An 18,774-nucleotide genomic window follows, 5' to 3' on the forward strand; every position below is an offset into this window, starting at 1 on the left:
TGTTCTATACAACCAAAACCGAATTAAAAGAGAAAACACGGATGAGCCAAGCTATCTGTCGCATGATTGCTCAAGAACTGAATGTTCGCCCAGAGCAAGTCAACGCCGCTGTCACCCTAATTGATGATGGCAACACTGTCCCTTTTATTGCACGTTACCGCAAAGAGGTGACGGGGGGCCTTGATGATACCCAGCTTCGTACTTTGGACAGCCGTCTGTCTTACCTTCGTGAAATGGATGATCGCCGTCAAACCATCCTCAAATCAATCCAAGAGCAAGGCAAACTGACGCCAGAGCTAGAACAAGAGATCGCGCAGGCAGACAGCAAAACTCGTCTTGAAGACTTATACCTACCTTACAAACCCAAGCGTCGTACGAAAGGTCAGATCGCGATTGAGGCTGGTCTTGAGCCGCTCGCAGATCAGCTTTGGAATCACCCACAAACCGAGCCAGAAAGCGAAGCAAGCAAATACCTTGATGCAGACAAAGGCATCGCAGACACCAAAGCTGCATTGGATGGCGCTCGCGCGATCATCATGGAGCGCATCGCAGAAGACGCAAACTTACTGGAAAAAATTCGCAACCACTTAAATCGCAATGCGGAACTGGTCTCACGAGTCGTTGAAGGCAAAGAGCAAGAAGGCGAGAAGTTTAAAGATTACTTCAACCACAACGAGCCCCTAAGCAAAGTGCCATCGCACCGAGCACTGGCGATGTTGCGTGGCCGTAACGAAGGCTTCCTGACATTGGCGATGAACGCTGATCCAGAACAGGAAGAAGGCGCTCGTCAGTCTTACTGCGAAACGATTATCGCCGACCATTATGGCGTAACGCTAAGCAGCGCACCTGCGGATACCTGGCGTAAGCAAGTGATCAGCTGGGCATGGCGCATCAAAGTATCGATGCACATGGAAACCGAGCTAATGGGCGCAATGAAAGAGCGCGCTGAAATCGAAGCGATTGAAGTATTCGCCACTAACCTAAAAGACTTGTTGATGGCAGCACCGGCCGGCCCTCGTGCAACACTTGGTCTCGATCCGGGTCTGCGTACAGGTTCAAAAATCGCGGTTGTCGACTCAACAGGTAAAGTGCTTGCAACCGAAACCATCTACCCTCACCCACCACAAAAACAATACGACAAGTCAGCACAAATCGTTGAGCAGTTGGTGCGTAAGTGCAACGTGGATTTGATTGCGATTGGTAACGGTACGGCTTCACGTGAAACCGACAGCTTTGTCGCAGACGTCATCAAACGTGGCAACCTGAAAGTTCAGAAGATCATAGTAAGTGAAGCGGGGGCTTCGGTTTACTCAGCGTCTGAGCTTGCAGCAAAAGAGTTCCCGAATATGGACGTATCACTGCGTGGTGCAGTGTCGATTGCACGTCGTTTGCAAGATCCATTGGCTGAACTCGTGAAAATTGATCCGAAATCTATTGGTGTGGGTCAATACCAGCACGATGTAAGCCAATCTATGTTGGCAAAACGCCTAGATGCGATTGTGGAAGACTGTGTAAATGCGGTTGGTGTTGATGTGAACACCGCTTCTGCCGCACTATTAACACGCGTAGCAGGCTTATCAAGCACCATCGCGCAGAACATTGTCGACTTCCGCGATGAAAACGGTCGCTTTGAAGCACGTACAACCTTGAAGAAAGTACCTCGTTTAGGTCCTAAGGCGTTCGAGCAGTGTGCGGGCTTCCTACGAATCATGGATGGTAAGAACCCACTTGATGCGTCTGCGGTTCACCCAGAAGCGTACCCAGTGGTCAAAGCAATTTCTGAGAAGAACAACAAAGACATCAAAGCACTGATTGGTGATTCAAGCTTCCTTAAAGGTCTGCATGCGGTCGATTACACCGACGATAACTTCGGCGTTCCAACCATTACAGACATCATCAAAGAGTTAGACAAGCCGGGTCGTGACCCACGTCCAGAATTCAAAACGGCGACCTTTGCAGAAGGTGTAAACTCGGTATCTGACTTGGAACCGGGCATGATTCTAGAAGGTGTGGTATCAAACGTAGCCAACTTCGGTGCCTTCGTTGATATTGGCGTTCACCAAGATGGTCTCGTACACATCTCTGCACTGACAGATCGTTACGTGTCTGACCCACGTGAAGTGGTGAAAGCGGGCGACATCGTCAAAGTGAAAGTGATGGAAGTTGACGTGCAGCGTAAGCGTATTGGTCTATCGATGCGTATGAACGACGAACCGGGTCAAGACAACCGCAGCCAACGCTCATCAGCAGCGCCACGTCGTAATGACCAACCGCAGCGTCGTCAGCCTCGCCGTGATGATTCGTCATCGAACAGCGCGATGGGCGGTGCGTTTGCTGCAGCGTTTGCTAAAGCGAAAAAGTAACCTTACCTAGGCTTCACCGCTAACGAGCTTTCATAACTAAAAAGAAAACGCTCCAATCAGTCAACCTGCTTGGAGCGTTTTTGTTTGAGTAGGATATTGAGTCGTCATAATACTGCTATCACTTCTGACGGGGTATGGGGAGCGACTGCATGACCATAATGAAACTTGATCACCTTCCTGCGCTTTTCCATTAATCCTTCATTGATCGCAGCATCCAAAATGCGCTTTGGTAAGCGAAAGCGGATCGCGTAGCCTTTCCCCTGGTCTTCACTATACGATTTGAGCGCAAGCAAACTAAAAAGCCGTTCTAGTGTATCTTCCGGCTCTTCTTGATAACGCGTGTCGACTTCCGTTTCCATATCATAATCAGGATGCTCTGAAGGATCCCAAGAAGACTGACGTCGGCGCTTGTCATCACCTTTTACTTTTCGCTCTGCATTGGTTTTGGCCAATGCGACCGTTGGCGTTACAGGCTCTCGGACTTTATTGTCGCGAGCTGCTTGTTCCGTCTGCACATTCACGGATGGGGCGATCAGTGGCACACTTACGTTGGTCGGTGACACAATCATTGCGAACCCTCCTCAGAGTCGCCCAACTCGTCAATATGGCTTAGCTTTATTGGCTAATAAAACCTCACCAGTCTTTATGTCGACCACTTTTTAAACAACTTGAGGTATTTCCGTTCGCACTTGCTCAATCGTGAGCAAACTCTCGGATTTGAACACAAAATTCGTCATGTTCGGTGATAAAAGGCGCATGAGAGGACTGATTAAAAACAAACTGCTGGGTATGAGGCAACTGTTCACTCAAATCGTTAGCTACTTTAATTGGCACCAACCCATCTAAACGGCCATAAAGACGCAACATTGGAACAGAAAGAGACGTCAACGCATCGCGCAGATCCACATCAGCAAGGATGTTTAGCCCAACTAACAGCGATTCAGGGTTTGGCTGAGGGCGCGATAGTACCGCTTGCTTGAGCTGTTTAACGTCTTTACGCGCTGATGGGCTTCCCATCGCTTGCAACGCCATAAAGCGCTCAATGGTCAGTGAGAAATCTTCTAGCAACTGAGAGGTGAACGCACTCAGTACATTCGGTTGAATGCCACGCCACGGTTTTTCTGCGGCAAATTTAGGTGAGCTGGCAACCGTAATCAACTTAGCCACGCGCTCGGGCATATTTAATGCCACATGCGTCGCCACTAAACCTCCGAGGGACCAACCAAGCCAAATCGCTTTCTCTGGCGCACCTTGCACCACCAAGTTAGCAATATGGTCTAAATCTTCAGCATGAGATTCGGCGCTATGTCCGTACCCCGGAAGGTCAACCACATGAACTCGGAAATAAGGTTGAAGAGACTCGACTGTCTGCTGCCATACCGCACCATTCATGCCCCAACCATGCAGTAACACCAAATCTGGTCCCTGACCAAATGACTGCCAGTGTAATTTCGTGCTCATGCTCTCAATCTCTCCCACTTATTTTATTCCCTACGGCTTCAGCCAAGCGTTAGGCTGAGTAAAATATCACCATGAATAAACGCTATGTTATCTCATCACTGGCAAAACATCATGCATCGTGTATTGAGCAGTCAATGTGGCCTGTGTCGGTTCCCTATTCAAACACCAAGCCACACAAATACTCTGCGCTGGTGCGAGCACTGTTTAAAATACCTAACTCCGGTAAAACGATGTCAACGCTGCGGTTTATCATTACAGAAAGAAGAAATGAGTACGGATAGTATGTGTGGTGAATGTCTTTCAAAGCCACCGCCATGGCAAAGGCTGTACACGTTAGGCGATTACGACTTTCCCCTTTCACGGGAAGTACAACGCTTTAAAGATCACGGAGAGTCTTGGCATGTAAAAGCATTAACCGAGCAACTGGCACAGCGCATCACCACGCCAGCTCCAATCATTACCAGTGTGCCATTGCACTGGCAGCGTTACCTGCGCCGGGGTTTTAATCAAAGTGATGTTTTAGCCCGACACCTCGCCAAGCAATTGCAGACTAATTTTGATGCGAAGGTCTTTCGTCGAGTAAAGCTCGCCCAATCACAGCGTGGTAATACCAAAACAAGCCGTGAACAAAACTTAAAAGGCGCGTTTATTCTCAATAAGCGCCCTCACTCTTCCCATGTTGCCATCGTCGATGATGTAGTCACCACAGGCAGTACCGTCCGACAATTATGTCATTTACTACTTGAAGTTGGCGTAGAAAGCATCGATATTTACTGCATCTGCAGAACACCTGCTCCTCGTTCTCTCTAGATCGCTTCGCCATGCCTTAGCATCAAAAAGACTAGACCCATACGTCAACAAGAGTAGAATAGCAGCAGTAACCTACAAATTTACTCGGGTATTCGTCGTGTCAAATATTACTATTACAGAAACTGCGCAAACGCATTTCGCTAACCTTTTAGGTCAACAACCTGAAGGCACTAACATTCGTATTTTCGTTGTGAACCCAGGTACACAAAACGCTGAGTGTGGCGTGTCTTACTGCCCACCAGAAGCAGTAGAATCGACCGACACTGAACTCTCTTACAGCGGTTTTTCAGCTTACGTTGATGAGCTAAGCCTGCCATTCCTTGAAGACGCTGAAATCGATTTTGTTACCGATAAAATGGGCTCTCAGTTAACGCTAAAAGCACCTAACGCTAAAATGCGTAAAGTTGCGGACGACGCACCACTGGTTGAGCGCGTTGAGTACGTTATCCAAACTCAAGTGAACCCACAACTTGCTGGCCACGGTGGTCACGTAAACTTGGTTGAGATCACTGAAGACGGTGTTGCGATTGTTGCATTTGGTGGCGGTTGTAATGGCTGTTCTATGGTTGACGTAACACTAAAAGAAGGCATCGAGAAAGAGCTGCTAAACCAGTTCATTGGTGAACTAACCGCAGTTCGTGATGCTACAGAACATGACCGTGGTGATCACTCTTACTACTAAGAGTAAACACTGTCAGAAAATGGGAGGCTTCGGTCTCCCATTTTTGTATCGATACTGAGGTGATGGTGAGATGCTTAGCTCGACTCGTAAAATCCGCTAGAAACTCAGGCGGAGTTCTCATATATTAAGAATCTTACGCATCTCGTAAACGCCAACGACACCAAGGAGCCAGCGTCATGCCGAAACGAACCCCACCAGAGATACTCTCATGCCAGACGGTTGCAAAATCCAAACTGTTTGCTGTGGAAGCGCTCGACCTTCGTTTTTCCAATGGTGAGCACCGTACTTATGAGCGTATGAAGCCAAGTGGACGAGATGCTGTAATGGTAGTCCCTGTAACAGAACAAGGCGATTTATTACTGGTGCGTGAATACGCCGCTGGAACTGAACGTTACGAGCTAGGTTTCCCAAAAGGGCTGATTGACCCAGGAGAAACACCACACCAAGCTGCGGATCGTGAGTTAAAAGAAGAAATCGGCTTTGGCTGTAATCAGTTAACCCCGTTGAAACAAGTTATCCTCGCGCCATCTTACTTTTCGAGCAAAATGACTCTATTTTTAGGACAGGCGCTTTATCCAGAGAAGCAAGAAGGCGATGAGCCTGAACCACTGGAAATTGTGCGTTGGCCACTTGCGCAAGCCGAAGAGTTATTAACTCACATGGATTTCTGTGAAGCACGAAGCATCACAGCGCTAATGTTGGCACTGAAACACTTACCAAACACCACTCACAAGCATAACCAATAACGGTCATTAGAACCGAATAACACTGTGAGTAAGGACTATCACTTATGCCAATGACAAAAGATCTATCTCACCTACTTCCTCAAGCCATCGAGATTGCCCGCAGTGCTGGGCAAATGATCCTCGAAATATATGAAAAGAAGCAATACGAGGCCTACACCAAAAGTGACGAAACTCCCGTCACAAGTGCAGATATTGCAGCTCACAAGTTCATCACTGAGCGCTTGAGTGATCTGACGCCTGACATTCCCGTGTTGTCAGAAGAAGACGCAGACATAAGCTTAGAGCAACGCGCTCAGTGGGAACGTTATTGGTTAGTCGACCCTCTTGATGGTACTCAAGAATTCATCGCTCGCAGTGGTGACTTTGCCACTATTATTGCGTTGGTCGACAACAATCGACCAACCATGGGCGTCGTTTACGGCCCTGTATCTGGCGTGACTTACTACGCTTATAATGGCAAAGGCGCCTGGAAAATTCCCGACATGTCGGACAGCGTCAAAATCCATACACACAAACACGAACAGCCAGAGCAAAGCATCGCAATTGCTATTAGTCGTCGCCAAGACATCAATCGTATTACTAACCGTATGAGCAGCGCCTGGAATTACGACTTAATACCGCTCGGTTCTGCAGCATTGAAAGCATGCCTCGTCGCGGAAGGGGCGGTAGATTGCTATCTCCGACTAGGTCCAACAGGTGAGTGGGACACCGCTGCGACACAATGCATTGTTGAAGAAGCTGGCGGCCGTATTCTCAGCACGCAATTAGAACCGCTGTCATATAACGAGCGGGAAACACTAGAAAACCCGAATTTTATTGTTCTTGGTGATGCGGATTTACCTTGGAATGAGATTTTACAACGCAAAGATTAAGCGCCCTATCGGTAAAATTTAGATCACAAAATTCTAGCAATAGAAAGGCCACGAATATCTTCGTGGCCTTTTCTTTTTGACCTTCTGTACAGCACTTGGAGTATTTGGCCTACTATGTTCCAATTGCCTGTAAAGCTGAACGAAAGAAAACAAATCAATTAAAAATCATGGTTTTAAATTTCCATTCATTCCCAATGTACAGCGAATAGAGGTTTTAGCTTACAATGATCCAAAAGCAAAAAGAGCTGCACAATAGCAGCTCTTTTAAGATATTGGATTTTGTCACGATAGGTTAGAAGCGCCCTTGGTAGTTAAACTCATATTGACCTTGAGCATTCGGCTTACCCAACCATTTCAGTTGCTCCCCCATGCTGGATGGGAACTCTGCACCAGGTTTGAACCACGCTTTGGTTGAGTACCGTTGATTAGGCATCAGTTCAGCGGAAAACGCCGCAGAGACTTGTTTGCTGCTCTGCTCACCAGTTGCCGTCAATACACTATCCTGACAGTTTATATCGGCAATCACAGGACCGAGATCTAAGCTGCCAACGGGGCTTTGAATACCACTGGCATTCCATACTAAAGTGCCTTCACCGTTCTTACACCAAGGCGCAGCATAAGTCGCATGACGAATATTCAGCTCAAGCTGCCCATCAACACCAACAGGCACAGGGAGGCGCGCTTGCTCAACAACTTTTACCGCCGGAATCGAGGCAACTAAGTTTTTGGCATAAGGGCCATCACTTAAGCTATAGCCGACAAAACCGCGCCCACGAACGTCCATTTCACTACCACGACCAAAGCGCACAGCAAACTCAGCTTTACCTGTCAGTAGACTCGACCATTGGAAATCCCAATTAACTTCTCCAAGGTTCTGGCGCTGCCAACGAATACTAGCAGCTTGACCTTGCCATACCGAACCGTTGGCTCCTTGAATGTCCAGGCCTCTCACTGTTGGTGCTTGTTGTAACACCCAAGAGACTGGTAATCCCATTAAAAGACTGACTGAAAAAAAGACGATAAAGATAACAACGTAAAGTACTGCTCGCTTCACCTTAACCTCGCTTAAACTGAAGGCGGTTTACATCGATCATGCCCGCTTGCTCTGTTCGGTCGATATCTAAAAATTCGACTTCAATACCCTGTTGCTCTTTCAAGTAACGTAACCAATCCACTAGTTGATTAAACGCGAGTGGTTTGATCCACACTTGAACGCTCTCATTACGAGGTTGTACTCGAATCAACTCAACTTTATAACGACGAGCTGAAGAAGAAACTAACTGATTCAACGGTTGACTAGAGTAGCTCACACCGCTGCTTTTTCGCAGTGCAGTGATGCCATCCGCTTTATCTTGTACCCAAGCTAGCAACTGCTTTTCACTTTGAATACGTGACTGAGCTAGCTCCGCACTTTGACTCATTGGTTGTAATAAACCCCAATAAATAATACCGATAACGGCAATAGCGCCACATCCCATGACCAAACGCTGCTCACGCTGCGAGATGCTGCTCCACCAAACCTGAGCTTGAGAAATTAAATTTTTCATCATCACCTCACAAACGCTTCAAAACAAAGCTGCCAACCACAACGTTATCGCTACGGTTCAACTGACCTTGCTCAACATTAAACTTCTCTGCCAATTTCACACGAGCCTGCTCAAAAGGTTGGAAGTCTGAACTACGAGCCTGAATACGTACTTCGCCACGTTGTCCGTCGTATTTAAAGCTAGTGATCTCCAAGTCGCTGACCTGACCAAGCGTCGCGGGTAATGCCGCCAACCATGACAACATTGCCTGCTGACCACCTCCACCAGATAAGCGGCGCTCTTCATCATCCATTTGTCGTTTGAGGTAACTAACGGTAGGAATGCGTCTTTTATTTGGGAACACTTGGCGGAAAATACGCTCACTCTCCTCACGATACGCTTGAGCTTGTGCTTCGTACTTGTGGACCACGAGCAACTGCTGCGCAACCATGACAACGATAAGCACCCCCGCAGCAATGGTGGCTTTTTGCCAGAGCTTCCAGTATTTACCCCAAGAAGATTTCGGCTTGAAGATCCCAGTCAGCAAATTGACTTTGCTTTCTGTCACCCCCTTCGCCAGTAAAGCCATCGTCATTTCTTCTGGTTGCGGCTCCCATATTTCAGGTAACGCAGATTCCGGGACCGAGCTATAGCAATCGAGCTTCCAACCTTCATGATTTTGTAGATAAGAAGAGAGGTAAAGGTCTAACCAAGAAGCGTCGACAACCGCGCCCTCTGTCACAGAGTGACGAATTAGCCATTGCTCGCCAATCATTGCAGCACTGCTGTGATCTCCACGAACCGGTAACGCAAGCACATCGGGTAAAATGCGTTTAATGGCGATACCTTGGCTTGAGAAACGTTGCAGTACAGTCTGAATCCAAGCACGTTCAACTGCGCAAATCTGCGCTTTATCCGCTTGTTTACCCAACACGCTAAAGTGCAGGCCATCAACGTCCTGAGCAACTTCGTCTTCCACTAAGTACGGTAACATCGCCTCGAATTGGCGTGTTGCACCAGGCGGTATATCCACTTGCGTCAGGACCACATCATTACTCGCCAACAGCGCCACAACTTGGCGCTGACCAGCATATGAGACCAATTCATCTAAGTGTTCCCACCCGGCGATTTCACCGCTAGCAATCACTTCCTGTTGATCTGTCGACCACACCACCCAAGGAATGGTACTTTGTTGTTCGCTACTCAGCCGAACGGTCAGAAACTCGCTCACTGATCCCTCCAAAACGACGGCGAACTACGGTCACCGTTTCTCTATTTGTACTTTGCAAAAGGCTTCGGATACGTACACGTGATTCATCCACCAACACTTGTGCATCCAATTCAAAAAAGGCGCTATCCACACCCAAATAGCCTTTGGCGTTTTTCTTTACATCTTCACTTAAGCCAGCCATTTCTGACTCTGCTAAAAATTCATCAATGCTATCCCACCCATCAAATGGGCGTTTTTCAATTAGCTGAATCGCATCACTACTGCTTAAGTTTGGTGAGAACATTGCCACCAAAATCGGAGTTTGCTCAACATCAATCGTATTCACGTTTAAACGCCAGTCATCACTTGGCAATGCACAGACCAACGGCTCCAATTTTTGGAAAATTTCACCACTCACCTGATAGACAGCCCGTAACTCGGAAGCATCTGCCATCCAACCATTTGATGCCAAATAGGAAGGTTTCATCGCTTCATATGTGCTGTCTTCAACCCCAGTAGTCGAACGGACAGAGTCATCAGCATCAATGTATTCCCAAGTAGAGTCTGCAATGATTTCTGCTTGATATGGCTCGACATCCAACTCTTCTAATAGGCGCTGCAATACATTCACTAAATATGGTCTTGTAATTTGCTGACCCGTTGGTTGCACACGACTCAATACATTTAGATTAAAGCACGCTTGCTTGTCTCTAATTCGTCCCGCCGCTTGACCATAATCTAACGGATAGACTTGCTCTTTTATCGCCCACGGTTGACTCATATTAATCGTGTCGGTGTCTTTATAACTTTGTTCGATACCCACTTTTGCTAGCGCCTCGACGCCAAGGCTGTACCAGTACGCTTGCTGGTAATTGATTTGATTAGCGCCTCGCTGAAACTGTAAGAACAAACGTTCCGACATGCTGGCGGCAACCGTCGCCATAATCGCCAGCAACATCAACACTATAATCAAAGCAACACCGCGCTGACGGTTAACCATTATTGCTGTCTCCTGAACTTTCCTCTTTCTGACTCAATGTGCCATCAGGAGTGAGATAAGTGCGGGCAATTTCTCCATAGTCTTTGAGAGTGAGAACAACAGAAACCGCTTTCGGCAGCGCTTTTTCTTCAGCCCACTCTTTTTTCCATTGCTTACCATCATAGAAACGCATATCAAATGACTCGACCTGCGTTAGCAATGGAGTAACAGTACCTTGTTGCCCAACCGGCGTATCAGGATAGCGCCACCATACTCGCTGCAGTGTTTCTTCTTTTAAGCGATAGCCAACCTTGGTTACTTCTCCACGAGGGAACTGCTGCTGAGGATTGTGCCAACCTAAACGGGCAAACATCAGCCCTTTAGTATCGGAGTCCAACAGGTAATCGGACCAAAAAATTAGCCGGCTAGCAGGCTCTTCACCATTAGTACGTGTTTGACGCATCGCCATTTGACGAAAATCGTTATCCATCATAACCATGGCACGCTGAATTTCGTTTAAGCGTTGGGTTCGTTCTTGTGATAGCGCATTGCTACGCTGTACTTGCGATACCACTTGGTACGCTGCGACACTTAAACTGGCAAAGATGGCAATCGATACCAACACTTCAATAAGTGTAAAACCTTTTACCCTTTGGCGCGTGTTTGCGCGGAGATGATTATTGCGCCACATAGCTTCGTACCGTTACTACAGGGCTCGCGCTTTTCTCTACCGAGACGCTCACATCAAATGCTTTCAGCAATGGCTGCGTCGTGGCGACTGGCGTGACTTTCCAGAACCAAGTGCGTCCTGCCAGCTCTTCTGTGCCGTTTTTCGCTTTGAGTTCTCCGGTATTCAACATCACATTTGCCATCTGATTATCCACAACCATGGCTGCAAACATTTTTTCTTCTAGATAACTGATTGTATTAATATGCTGGCTCACAGAGCGAATGACACTGATGGCAGCGGTAGCGAAAATTGCCAGTGCGACCAATACTTCCAGTAAGGTCATGCCTCTCGTCCGGCGATGACTCAAATTTGGGCGAGCTTGCTTAAAATTGCGCATTCTCATCCTCTTTCACTTCTTCGCCCGGAGCTAATAACAAAATTTGTCCACTTTCTTTGCCAATGACTCGCCAACCGTCATTAAAGGCATCACCATTTTGCGGAAAAAAAGACAGGGTAAATGGCGTGACTTCGGCGCTGGAAAAGATAAACACTTGCGGTGGCTGAATTTTCTTTTCGTCCTCTTCTTCTGCGAACATGTCTTCATCAAAAAGAGAACCTGGTTTGAATAAGCGCTCATCATTATCCCAAGCACCACCTCCGAGCTCGAGTTGTAGCGTAATATCTTCTTCTAGCTTGGTTTTGCTCGGAATCTGCTTTAATTTCAGAGGCTGCCAACCTTCTGAGGTTAAACTCAGTAGAGCGTAGGTCGATTTGGTATCATCCACTCGAACGCCAAAATCTTTACCGCTCAGCACCGCTTCTTCATTGAGCAGCTGTAAACGCTGAAAAAAGCTTTGAGCATACTGTTTGGAAAGATCTTTTTGGCTAGTCGGTAACGTCGAGATCACGGCCACAGCCGTAAGAGATAGCAAAACCAGCACCAATAGAATTTCTATCAATGTAAAACCGTTATGTTTTCGCATTTGTTTCATTAGTGCTGGCTTAGGCTCAATTATTGGAAGTCTTGCATGTTCCAGTTGCCAATATCTGCAGCTGGACCTTCTCCACCCTCTTGGCCATCTGCGCCTAGAGTGAAGATATCGATTGTACCGTTATCACCTGGGCTTAAGTATTGGTACTGGTTGCCCCAAGGGTCATTAGGAAGACGTTTGATGTAACCACCATCACGGTAGTTGCGTGGCTCTGGGTTAGATGGCTTACTAACCAATGCTTCTAGACCTTGGTCCGTTGTTGGGTAAACGCTGTTATCCAACTTGTACATATCTAAGGCATTTTCCAACGCGACAATGTCCGTAATCGCTTTTTGTTGGTCAGCCTTCTCTTTGTTACCCAATAGGTTTGGAACAACAAAACTTGCCAAAATACCTAGGATAACCACAACAACCATCACTTCTAAAAGTGTAAAACCCTGTTGTTTACTACGCTTAAACTTCATTTTTTTCTCCGAAAGTTAGATTAAAGCCATGCCGTTAGTAGACACGTCTTAATTCGAAATTATCCACTCATCAAGTTATTCATTTCTAGCATTGGCATCAAGGTCGCCATCACAATGAACAACACTAATCCAGCCATTAATGCAATCAGCGCAGGAGTAAACACACCCAGAGCAATATTGACTGTTGATTCAAAGTTTTGATCTTGGTTATCGGCAGCCCGCGTCAACATGCTCTCTAATTCACCACTTTGCTCACCACTGGCGATCATGTGTAGCATCATTGGTGGAAACAAGCGAGTTTGATCCAACGCCTTACGCAGACTAGCCCCCTCTCGAACGTTATCCGCTGCAAGCAAGACTTGCTGCTTCACATAACGGTTAGACATAACATCTACCGCAACGCGCATACCCTCTAGAATTGGAATCGCACTGGAAGTACAGATCGAAAGCGTTCGTGCGAATCGTGCGGTATTCAAACCTCGAGAGATCTTACCTATTAGCGGTAAGCTCAAGATTTTTCTGTCCCAAGCTAAGCGAAAGTCTGGCTTTTGCAACGCCAGTTTGAGGCCATAGAAAAGCGCCACCAGCACAACGAAAATAATCAGCCCCCAATCTTGCACAAACTCACTGGCTGCCAGTAAAAATTGCGTCGATTGAGGTAACTCTTGGCCCATCTGAATGATGGGTTCAATGATTTTAGGAACAACTGTCGCCAATAAGAACGAAACGATGACAACCGCGAATACCACCAAAACTACAGGATAAATCATGGCTTGAAGCAATTTAGATCGCATCTTTTGGCGGTTTTCGACGTAGTCTGCCAGTCGCTCTAATACGGTATCGAGGTGACCTGATTTTTCGCCCGCCGCAACCATGGAGCGGTACAGTTCATCAAACACATGTGGGTAATCGGCAAAACTGTCGGCAAGCGGATAACCCTCTGTTACTTTCGAGCGAACCGCAGCCAACATAGAACGAATCCTCGGCTTTTCAGCCTGCTCAGAGACCGCACGCAAACACTCTTCCAAAGGCATACCTGATTGGACTAGCGTAGACAATTGCCGTGTGATGAGTGCCAGCTCAGATGTTGAGACGCCGCGCTTAAAGCTGACTGAACCTGAAGACTTAGCCGATTTAGCTTTCGTCTCAACCACTTCAATCGGGATCATCCCTTGCTCTTTGAGTCGCTGGCGCACTTGTCGGGCGTTGTCCCCTTCTATCGTGCCTTTTTTATGCTTGCCTTTTGCATCTAGCGCTTTGTACTCAAATGCCGCCATTAGGTTTCCTTCGTCACTCGCATCACTTCTTCAAGTGACGTAATGCCACGACGCACTTTGCTTAAACCATCGCTGCGAATACTTGGCGTATGGGCGCGAACGGCTCTCTCAATTTCTTGCTCACCAGACTCTCGGTGAATCAACTCTTGTACTTGCTCATCAACCATAATGAGCTCGTGGATACCTGTTCGACCTCGGTAGCCTTTTTGGTTACACGCTTCACAGCCTTTTGCTCGGTGCAGTTCTAACGGTTCATGCGCTTCCATACCAAACAGTTTTTTCTGTTCCGCATCGGCTTCATACGGCTCTTTACAGCTTGGACAAAGCGTTCGAACTAAGCGCTGCGCTAGCACCCCTAATAACGAAGAAGAAATAAGGAATGGCTCAATACCCATATCACGTAGACGCGTAATCGCACCCACTGCGGTGTTGGTGTGGAGAGTCGACATTACCAAGTGACCCGTTAAGGACGCTTGCACTGCAATTTGTGCGGTTTCTAAGTCACGGATCTCACCGACCATCACCACATCCGGGTCCTGACGCAGAATGGCACGCAAGCCGCGCGCAAACGTCATGTCGACCTTTGGGTTCACCTGAGTTTGACCGATGCCATCAATATCAAATTCGATCGGGTCTTCAACCGTTAGAATGTTGCGTTCGTTGCTATTGATCTCTTGCAAGCCAGCGTACAAGGTGGTGGATTTACCAGAACCTGTCGGGCCCGTCACCAAGATGATACCGTGAGGGCGGCCAATCAAGTGACGGAAGTTGTCATGCACTGAAGGGGTCATGCCCAAACTATGTAAATCAAGACGAGTCGCGTTTTTATCCAACAGACGCATTACCACGCGCTCCCCATGAGAGGACGGCATCGTCGATACACGCACGTCCACCGCACGACCACCGATACGCAACGAAATACGGCCATCTTGAGGCACACGCTTTTCTGCGATATCTAGTTTAGCCATAACCTTCACACGAGAAACCAGCAAAGGCGCTAGCTTACGACTTGGGGTCAGAACTTCACGTAATACGCCATCGACACGGAAACGAATCGAAAGGGTTTTCTCGAACGTCTCAATATGAATATCCGACGCACCTTCTTTGATCGCTTCACCCAACATGGCGTTGATCAATTTGATGATTGGCGCATCGTCTTCCGATTCTAATAAGTCTTCATCATGCGGCAGTTCTTCAGCCAAAGAGAAGAAATCATCGCTATCAGCACCAATATCTTCCATCAACTGACGCGCTTCAGACGAGTCGCGTTGATATGCTTCAGTCAGCTTTTTATCAAAGGCTTCTTTATCGATAGGTTGCGGTACGAAGCTTTTCTTTAATACACGACGGACTTCAACCAGAGCCGCAGGGTTAAGCGGCTCGACATAGTAAAGAATAGGTGGACGCTCAGGATGCTCTGTCTCCAGCACCAGTTTAAAGCGGTTGGCAAAACTGAATGGCAGACGACGCATACTTGGCGCTGTGTCTAACATATCAACCATTAGTTGTTTTCCATTTGATCAATAAACGCTTGGATCTCTGTTGGGTGCTGACGCTCCTGGCCAAAGGCTGGCATAACCGGGATCTTCTCGTCAGCCATCAACTTCAAACCTTGATCCGCTTTGTAAAGCTGTTCTGCGCGAATAAAGTTGTATTTACGCTGCGTAATACCGTCGGCCGTCACACCATCGCGAATAATCGTCGGCTTGATGAACACCATCAAGTTACGTTTTTCTGTTTGCGTGCTAGTTGACTTGAACAGATGGCCAAGTACCGGAATGTCACCCAATAGCGGCACTTTAGACTCACTTTCAAGTGCGCGTTCATCGACCAAACCACCAAGAACCAACATCTGACCATCTTGGATCATGACAGAGGTGTTTAACTGTCGTTTAGCAAAGCGAACGTCAACCGCACCGTTTGCGCCTAATACGTTGGAAACTTCTTGTTCAATGTTTAACTGTACAGAGTCACCTTCGTTAATTTGTGGCACTACTTTGAGTTTGATACCGACTTCTTTACGGTCAACCGTTTGGAATGGGTTGTCGTTGTTTGAGCCAGCCGTAGAGCCCGTAATAACCGGAACCTCTTCACCCACAATAAATGATGCTTCACCATTATCCATTACAGTGATACTTGGAGAAGATAGAATGTTTGAGTTGGAGTCAGAAGCAACAGCACTAATTAGCGCTGTCCAGTCACCCATGACAATACTCATTGCCGCACCGTTTACTCCGCTAAGTGCTGACGCTAGCGTAGAGTAGTCACCTGATTCAGTAACATCATATGGCGTTCGTTCGCCATTAGAGTTGGTATAGTATTCAGTTCGGGTTTGATCTTTTGCTTCTTCTAGCCCAACCATCACCTGACCAATCGGGGCTCCTGAGTTACCGTACTGAATTACAGCACCCGTTTCTAATGAACCCCACTGAACACCTAGGTTAATACCATCACCTTCAGACATTTCGACAATTAACGCTTCAATAAGAACCTGAGCACGACGAATATCGAGTTGAGAAATGACGTCTTGTAATGCCATCATAATATCTGGTGGCGCTGTTAAAACTAACGAGTTAGTTGCAGCGTGAGCAGCAATGACGACCTCACCACGCGATGCACCTGATGTTTTCTGACCGGCTTGTTTTTCAGCTTGCAGGTTATCGGAAACACCTTTCAATACATCCACCAAATCTTCAGCTTTCGCATTTTTCAGGTACACAACTCGGTTGTTACCTTTTGTCGCCATTTCAACATCAAGTTGACGAATCAAACGTTTCAAGCGGGCTCTTACTTTTGGATCACCAGAAATTAAAATCGCGTTAGTACGTTCATCGGCCACAATTTTAGGTTCAAGGAACTCTGGCGTGCTTTTCTGATTCGCACTTTTATTCAGTGCTTCAACAATGCGTACCATTTCAGCAGCAGATGCATTACGCAGCTCTACCAATTCAATTTCTTTATCACCGGCTTGGTCAACACGCTTGATGATCTCTGCTAAGCGATTCACTACTGCCGCACGACCTGTGATCAAGATAATATTCGCTGGATCATAATGAACCACGTTACCGGCACCGGCGTTATCAATCAGCTGACGAAGTAGAGGAGACAACTCTCGAACCGACACATTACGCACCGCGACAACTCGAGTGATAACACTATCGCCTTGCGCGCTGCCATCACCTAACACAGGGATTGCTGAGGTTTTTGAGTCTTTTGCTTTGATAACCTTAAGTACCCCATTGTCCATCTCTACGACTGCGTAACCGTATACTTCAAGGACATTAAGGAAAAAGCTGTAGTATTGCTCTTCGTTAAGAACGTCATAGCTGCGGACATCGATTTTACCGCGTACTGAAGGATCAACAATGATGGTCTTTTCGAGGTTACGACCCACTATGTTGATGAATTCTTGAATATCAGTGCCTTTAAAGCTCGCACTAAATTCGTTTGCCATTGCACCTGGTACGCAGAGTAAACTTCCTGCTAGTAGCCAAGCACTTTTGCTGAACCAATGTTTCACGTATGTCTCCCTGAACTTACGCCGGTTGCCTAAGTCTTACAATTGGATATAGATATCGTACTGTTGGCCGTCTCGCTCAACAGTTAAATTTAATTCTTGCGGATCGCTCATCACTTGCATCAGTTGTACTGAAGAAGACGGGTCACTTAAATCGATCCCGTTCAGTTGAACCGCAATATCGCCAGGTTGTAGTCCTACATCATTAAATAATGCGGCATCACGACCAGGTGATACTCGATAACCAACAATGTCTCCGTCTTTTTTGACGGGTGAAATGGTGATGTATTTAAAAACGCTTTGTGGATCTTTCGCAATTTCCTCGCGGATTTGCTCTAATTTCTCTCCAACGTCAGACGTCGCTGCTTCTGCTCGCTGAGCTTGCGCCCTAGCTACCTGCGGCGATTCAGATAGCTTCTTATATTCTATACCTTCCATCATTAAGGTCTCGTCTCGACCTTGGTTATCAATGATGACGCGATCCACCAATACCGCTTTTAGTGTCGCACGTGTCCCTTCGATTTCTTCACCCAAACCGTACGTAGCTTGCTTACCTCGGTTAGCAATAACAGCAAGGCTGGTGTTGGCATCACTACTTGCAACCGCACCGACCAGCGTAAGGTTAAGGCGCGTCTTAGGGGCGTCTTTAACAATAGGCTGTTCTACAACCGCCGCTTTTTGCTCAGTGTATTTACCGAATAGGTTGGCATTCTGAAGGGCATTAAAATCTATCGCGTCGCCTTTATTGCTCGCAGCAACGCTACTCGCCGATGGACGCCATTGCGGCACTTCCGACGATTGAGGTATGGCTAACCACACAATTTTGCCAAGTATCCATCCTGTTATCGCAATAAACAGACAGGTAAGCAACAAGCTAAGTTTGGCTTGAATGGTATAATGATTGGACTTGATCTGAGCCAGTAGCGGTCTGCTTGATAATCCTGCACTTAGCTCTAAACGTTTCACTGAATGGATTCCTTTATTCTAACGTCCGTCATTTAAGCTATAACGATAGCTATCGACTTTAAATTGCTAAATTTGCAATAAAATTATTACTCAACAAAGAGCAGTGAACTATATCACAAGTTGTCTTTCATACCTTTTTCTTATGCAGTTTTTGCCAACTCCCTTGAAAAAAATACGCCTTGACTCCATCTGTAGGTGAATAATCCATCACTCATTGCTGTATTCGGGCAGTGATTAGA

Annotated in this window: 19 protein-coding genes; 5 read left to right on the forward strand and 14 right to left on the reverse strand. The window is 46.9% G+C overall.

Annotation, left to right across the window (positions count from 1 at the left end):
• The first annotated feature begins 41 nt into the window (after window positions 1-41).
• A complete protein-coding gene (locus tag R7M72_RS07840; RefSeq protein ID WP_315956758.1) occupies window positions 42-2,363 on the forward strand; it encodes a Tex family protein in 2,322 nt (773 codons plus the stop codon).
• 104 nt (window positions 2,364-2,467) lie between these two features.
• Here the strand turns inward: R7M72_RS07840 and R7M72_RS07845 are convergent, their stop codons facing one another.
• Both R7M72_RS07845 and bioH read right to left on the reverse strand, forming a co-directional pair.
• Window positions 2,468-2,932 carry a hypothetical protein gene (locus R7M72_RS07845; protein WP_005379316.1) on the reverse strand — a complete coding sequence of 155 codons (465 nt, stop codon included), beginning with the start codon at window positions 2,930-2,932 and terminating at the stop codon, window positions 2,468-2,470.
• A 124-nt stretch (window positions 2,933-3,056) separates the two neighbouring features.
• Entirely contained in the window at window positions 3,057-3,824 is a 768-nt protein-coding gene (gene bioH / locus R7M72_RS07850; protein ID WP_005384724.1) for a pimeloyl-ACP methyl ester esterase BioH, read from the reverse strand.
• A gap of 84 nt (window positions 3,825-3,908) precedes the next feature.
• On the opposite strand from bioH, the gene R7M72_RS07855 reads away from it, so the two are divergent.
• The 4 genes from R7M72_RS07855 (at window position 3,909) to cysQ (ending at window position 6,934) form a co-directional block, all read left to right on the forward strand.
• Window positions 3,909-4,634, forward strand: a complete 726-nt coding sequence (locus tag R7M72_RS07855) for a phosphoribosyltransferase family protein (protein ID WP_205461479.1) — start codon at window positions 3,909-3,911, stop codon at window positions 4,632-4,634.
• A gap of 97 nt (window positions 4,635-4,731) precedes the next feature.
• A complete protein-coding gene (gene nfuA, locus R7M72_RS07860) occupies window positions 4,732-5,316 on the forward strand; it encodes a Fe-S biogenesis protein NfuA (RefSeq protein WP_005379313.1) in 585 nt (194 codons plus the stop codon).
• A 176-nt stretch (window positions 5,317-5,492) separates the two neighbouring features.
• Window positions 5,493-6,062 (forward strand): ADP compounds hydrolase NudE, encoded by a 570-nt coding sequence (gene nudE / locus R7M72_RS07865; RefSeq protein WP_005379309.1) that lies wholly within the window; start codon window positions 5,493-5,495, stop codon window positions 6,060-6,062.
• 44 nt (window positions 6,063-6,106) lie between these two features.
• Complete coding sequence (gene cysQ / locus R7M72_RS07870; protein WP_205461481.1) at window positions 6,107-6,934, forward strand: 3'(2'),5'-bisphosphate nucleotidase CysQ; 828 nt, start codon at window positions 6,107-6,109, stop codon at window positions 6,932-6,934.
• A 292-nt stretch (window positions 6,935-7,226) separates the two neighbouring features.
• On the opposite strand, the gene R7M72_RS07875 is transcribed toward cysQ, so the two are convergent.
• The 12 genes from R7M72_RS07875 to gspC are packed head-to-tail and all read right to left on the reverse strand — an operon-like array spanning window position 7,227 to window position 18,535.
• Window positions 7,227-7,988 (reverse strand): type II secretion system protein N, encoded by a 762-nt coding sequence (locus R7M72_RS07875; protein WP_017635007.1) that lies wholly within the window; start codon window positions 7,986-7,988, stop codon window positions 7,227-7,229.
• A 1-nt stretch (window position 7,989) separates the two neighbouring features.
• Window positions 7,990-8,481, reverse strand: coding sequence for a type II secretion system protein M (locus R7M72_RS07880; RefSeq protein WP_047103746.1), 492 nt, complete (start codon window positions 8,479-8,481; stop codon window positions 7,990-7,992).
• A 7-nt stretch (window positions 8,482-8,488) separates the two neighbouring features.
• Window positions 8,489-9,691, reverse strand: coding sequence for a type II secretion system protein GspL (gspL, locus tag R7M72_RS07885; protein ID WP_053303405.1), 1,203 nt, complete (start codon window positions 9,689-9,691; stop codon window positions 8,489-8,491).
• Window positions 9,660-10,670 (reverse strand): type II secretion system minor pseudopilin GspK, encoded by a 1,011-nt coding sequence (gene gspK / locus R7M72_RS07890; RefSeq protein ID WP_005382999.1) that lies wholly within the window; start codon window positions 10,668-10,670, stop codon window positions 9,660-9,662. Before gspK ends, gspL begins: the two co-directional genes overlap by 32 nt.
• Window positions 10,663-11,340, reverse strand: a complete 678-nt coding sequence (gspJ, locus tag R7M72_RS07895; RefSeq protein WP_132936677.1) for a type II secretion system minor pseudopilin GspJ — start codon at window positions 11,338-11,340, stop codon at window positions 10,663-10,665. The genes gspK and gspJ overlap by 8 nt, the downstream gene beginning before the upstream one ends.
• Window positions 11,327-11,716: a type II secretion system minor pseudopilin GspI gene (gspI, locus tag R7M72_RS07900; RefSeq protein ID WP_017635009.1), complete on the reverse strand. Its 390-nt coding sequence runs from the start codon at window positions 11,714-11,716 to the stop codon at window positions 11,327-11,329. The genes gspJ and gspI overlap by 14 nt, the downstream gene beginning before the upstream one ends.
• Window positions 11,703-12,302, reverse strand: coding sequence for a prepilin-type N-terminal cleavage/methylation domain-containing protein (locus R7M72_RS07905; protein WP_031779019.1), 600 nt, complete (start codon window positions 12,300-12,302; stop codon window positions 11,703-11,705). Before R7M72_RS07905 ends, gspI begins: the two co-directional genes overlap by 14 nt.
• A 29-nt stretch (window positions 12,303-12,331) precedes the next feature.
• Entirely contained in the window at window positions 12,332-12,775 is a 444-nt protein-coding gene (gene gspG / locus R7M72_RS07910) for a type II secretion system major pseudopilin GspG (RefSeq protein WP_005379298.1), read from the reverse strand.
• 59 nt (window positions 12,776-12,834) lie between these two features.
• On the reverse strand, window positions 12,835-14,052 hold the full coding sequence (gene gspF, locus R7M72_RS07915; protein WP_005379297.1) for a type II secretion system inner membrane protein GspF: 1,218 nt from the start codon (window positions 14,050-14,052) through the stop codon (window positions 12,835-12,837).
• Entirely contained in the window at window positions 14,052-15,554 is a 1,503-nt protein-coding gene (gspE, locus tag R7M72_RS07920; protein WP_005379296.1) for a type II secretion system ATPase GspE, read from the reverse strand. The genes gspF and gspE overlap by 1 nt, the downstream gene beginning before the upstream one ends.
• Window positions 15,554-17,572, reverse strand: coding sequence for a type II secretion system secretin GspD (gene gspD / locus R7M72_RS07925; protein ID WP_005379295.1), 2,019 nt, complete (start codon window positions 17,570-17,572; stop codon window positions 15,554-15,556). Before gspD ends, gspE begins: the two co-directional genes overlap by 1 nt.
• 36 nt (window positions 17,573-17,608) lie before the next feature.
• Window positions 17,609-18,535: a type II secretion system protein GspC gene (gene gspC / locus R7M72_RS07930; RefSeq protein ID WP_005379294.1), complete on the reverse strand. Its 927-nt coding sequence runs from the start codon at window positions 18,533-18,535 to the stop codon at window positions 17,609-17,611.
• Window positions 18,536-18,774: the final 239 nt, after the last annotated feature.

The organism is Vibrio sp. YT-18, from assembly GCF_033337345.1.
Taxonomy (GTDB): Bacteria; Pseudomonadota; Gammaproteobacteria; order Enterobacterales; family Vibrionaceae; genus Vibrio; species Vibrio alginolyticus.

Bases quoted from the DNA above. Each gene is read 5' to 3' on its own strand.
- gspJ (WP_132936677.1), bottom strand. From the start codon at position 11,340: ATGTGGCGCAATAATCATCTCCGCGCAAACACGCGCCAAAGGGTAAAA.
- bioH (WP_005384724.1), bottom strand. From the start codon at position 3,824: ATGAGCACGAAATTACACTGGCAGTCATTTGGTCAGGGACCAGATTTG.
- nudE (WP_005379309.1), top strand. From the start codon at position 5,493: ATGCCGAAACGAACCCCACCAGAGATACTCTCATGCCAGACGGTTGCA.
- gspK (WP_005382999.1), bottom strand. From the start codon at position 10,670: ATGGTTAACCGTCAGCGCGGTGTTGCTTTGATTATAGTGTTGATGTTG.
- gspF (WP_005379297.1), bottom strand. From the start codon at position 14,052: ATGGCGGCATTTGAGTACAAAGCGCTAGATGCAAAAGGCAAGCATAAA.
- R7M72_RS07880 (WP_047103746.1), bottom strand. From the start codon at position 8,481: ATGAAAAATTTAATTTCTCAAGCTCAGGTTTGGTGGAGCAGCATCTCG.
- R7M72_RS07845 (WP_005379316.1), bottom strand. From the start codon at position 2,932: ATGATTGTGTCACCGACCAACGTAAGTGTGCCACTGATCGCCCCATCC.
- gspI (WP_017635009.1), bottom strand. From the start codon at position 11,716: ATGCGCAATTTTAAGCAAGCTCGCCCAAATTTGAGTCATCGCCGGACG.
- R7M72_RS07905 (WP_031779019.1), bottom strand. From the start codon at position 12,302: ATGCGAAAACATAACGGTTTTACATTGATAGAAATTCTATTGGTGCTG.
- R7M72_RS07855 (WP_205461479.1), top strand. From the start codon at position 3,909: ATGTTATCTCATCACTGGCAAAACATCATGCATCGTGTATTGAGCAGT.
- cysQ (WP_205461481.1), top strand. From the start codon at position 6,107: ATGCCAATGACAAAAGATCTATCTCACCTACTTCCTCAAGCCATCGAG.
- gspE (WP_005379296.1), bottom strand. From the start codon at position 15,554: ATGGTTGATATGTTAGACACAGCGCCAAGTATGCGTCGTCTGCCATTC.
- R7M72_RS07840 (WP_315956758.1), top strand. From the start codon at position 42: ATGAGCCAAGCTATCTGTCGCATGATTGCTCAAGAACTGAATGTTCGC.
- gspG (WP_005379298.1), bottom strand. From the start codon at position 12,775: ATGAAGTTTAAGCGTAGTAAACAACAGGGTTTTACACTTTTAGAAGTG.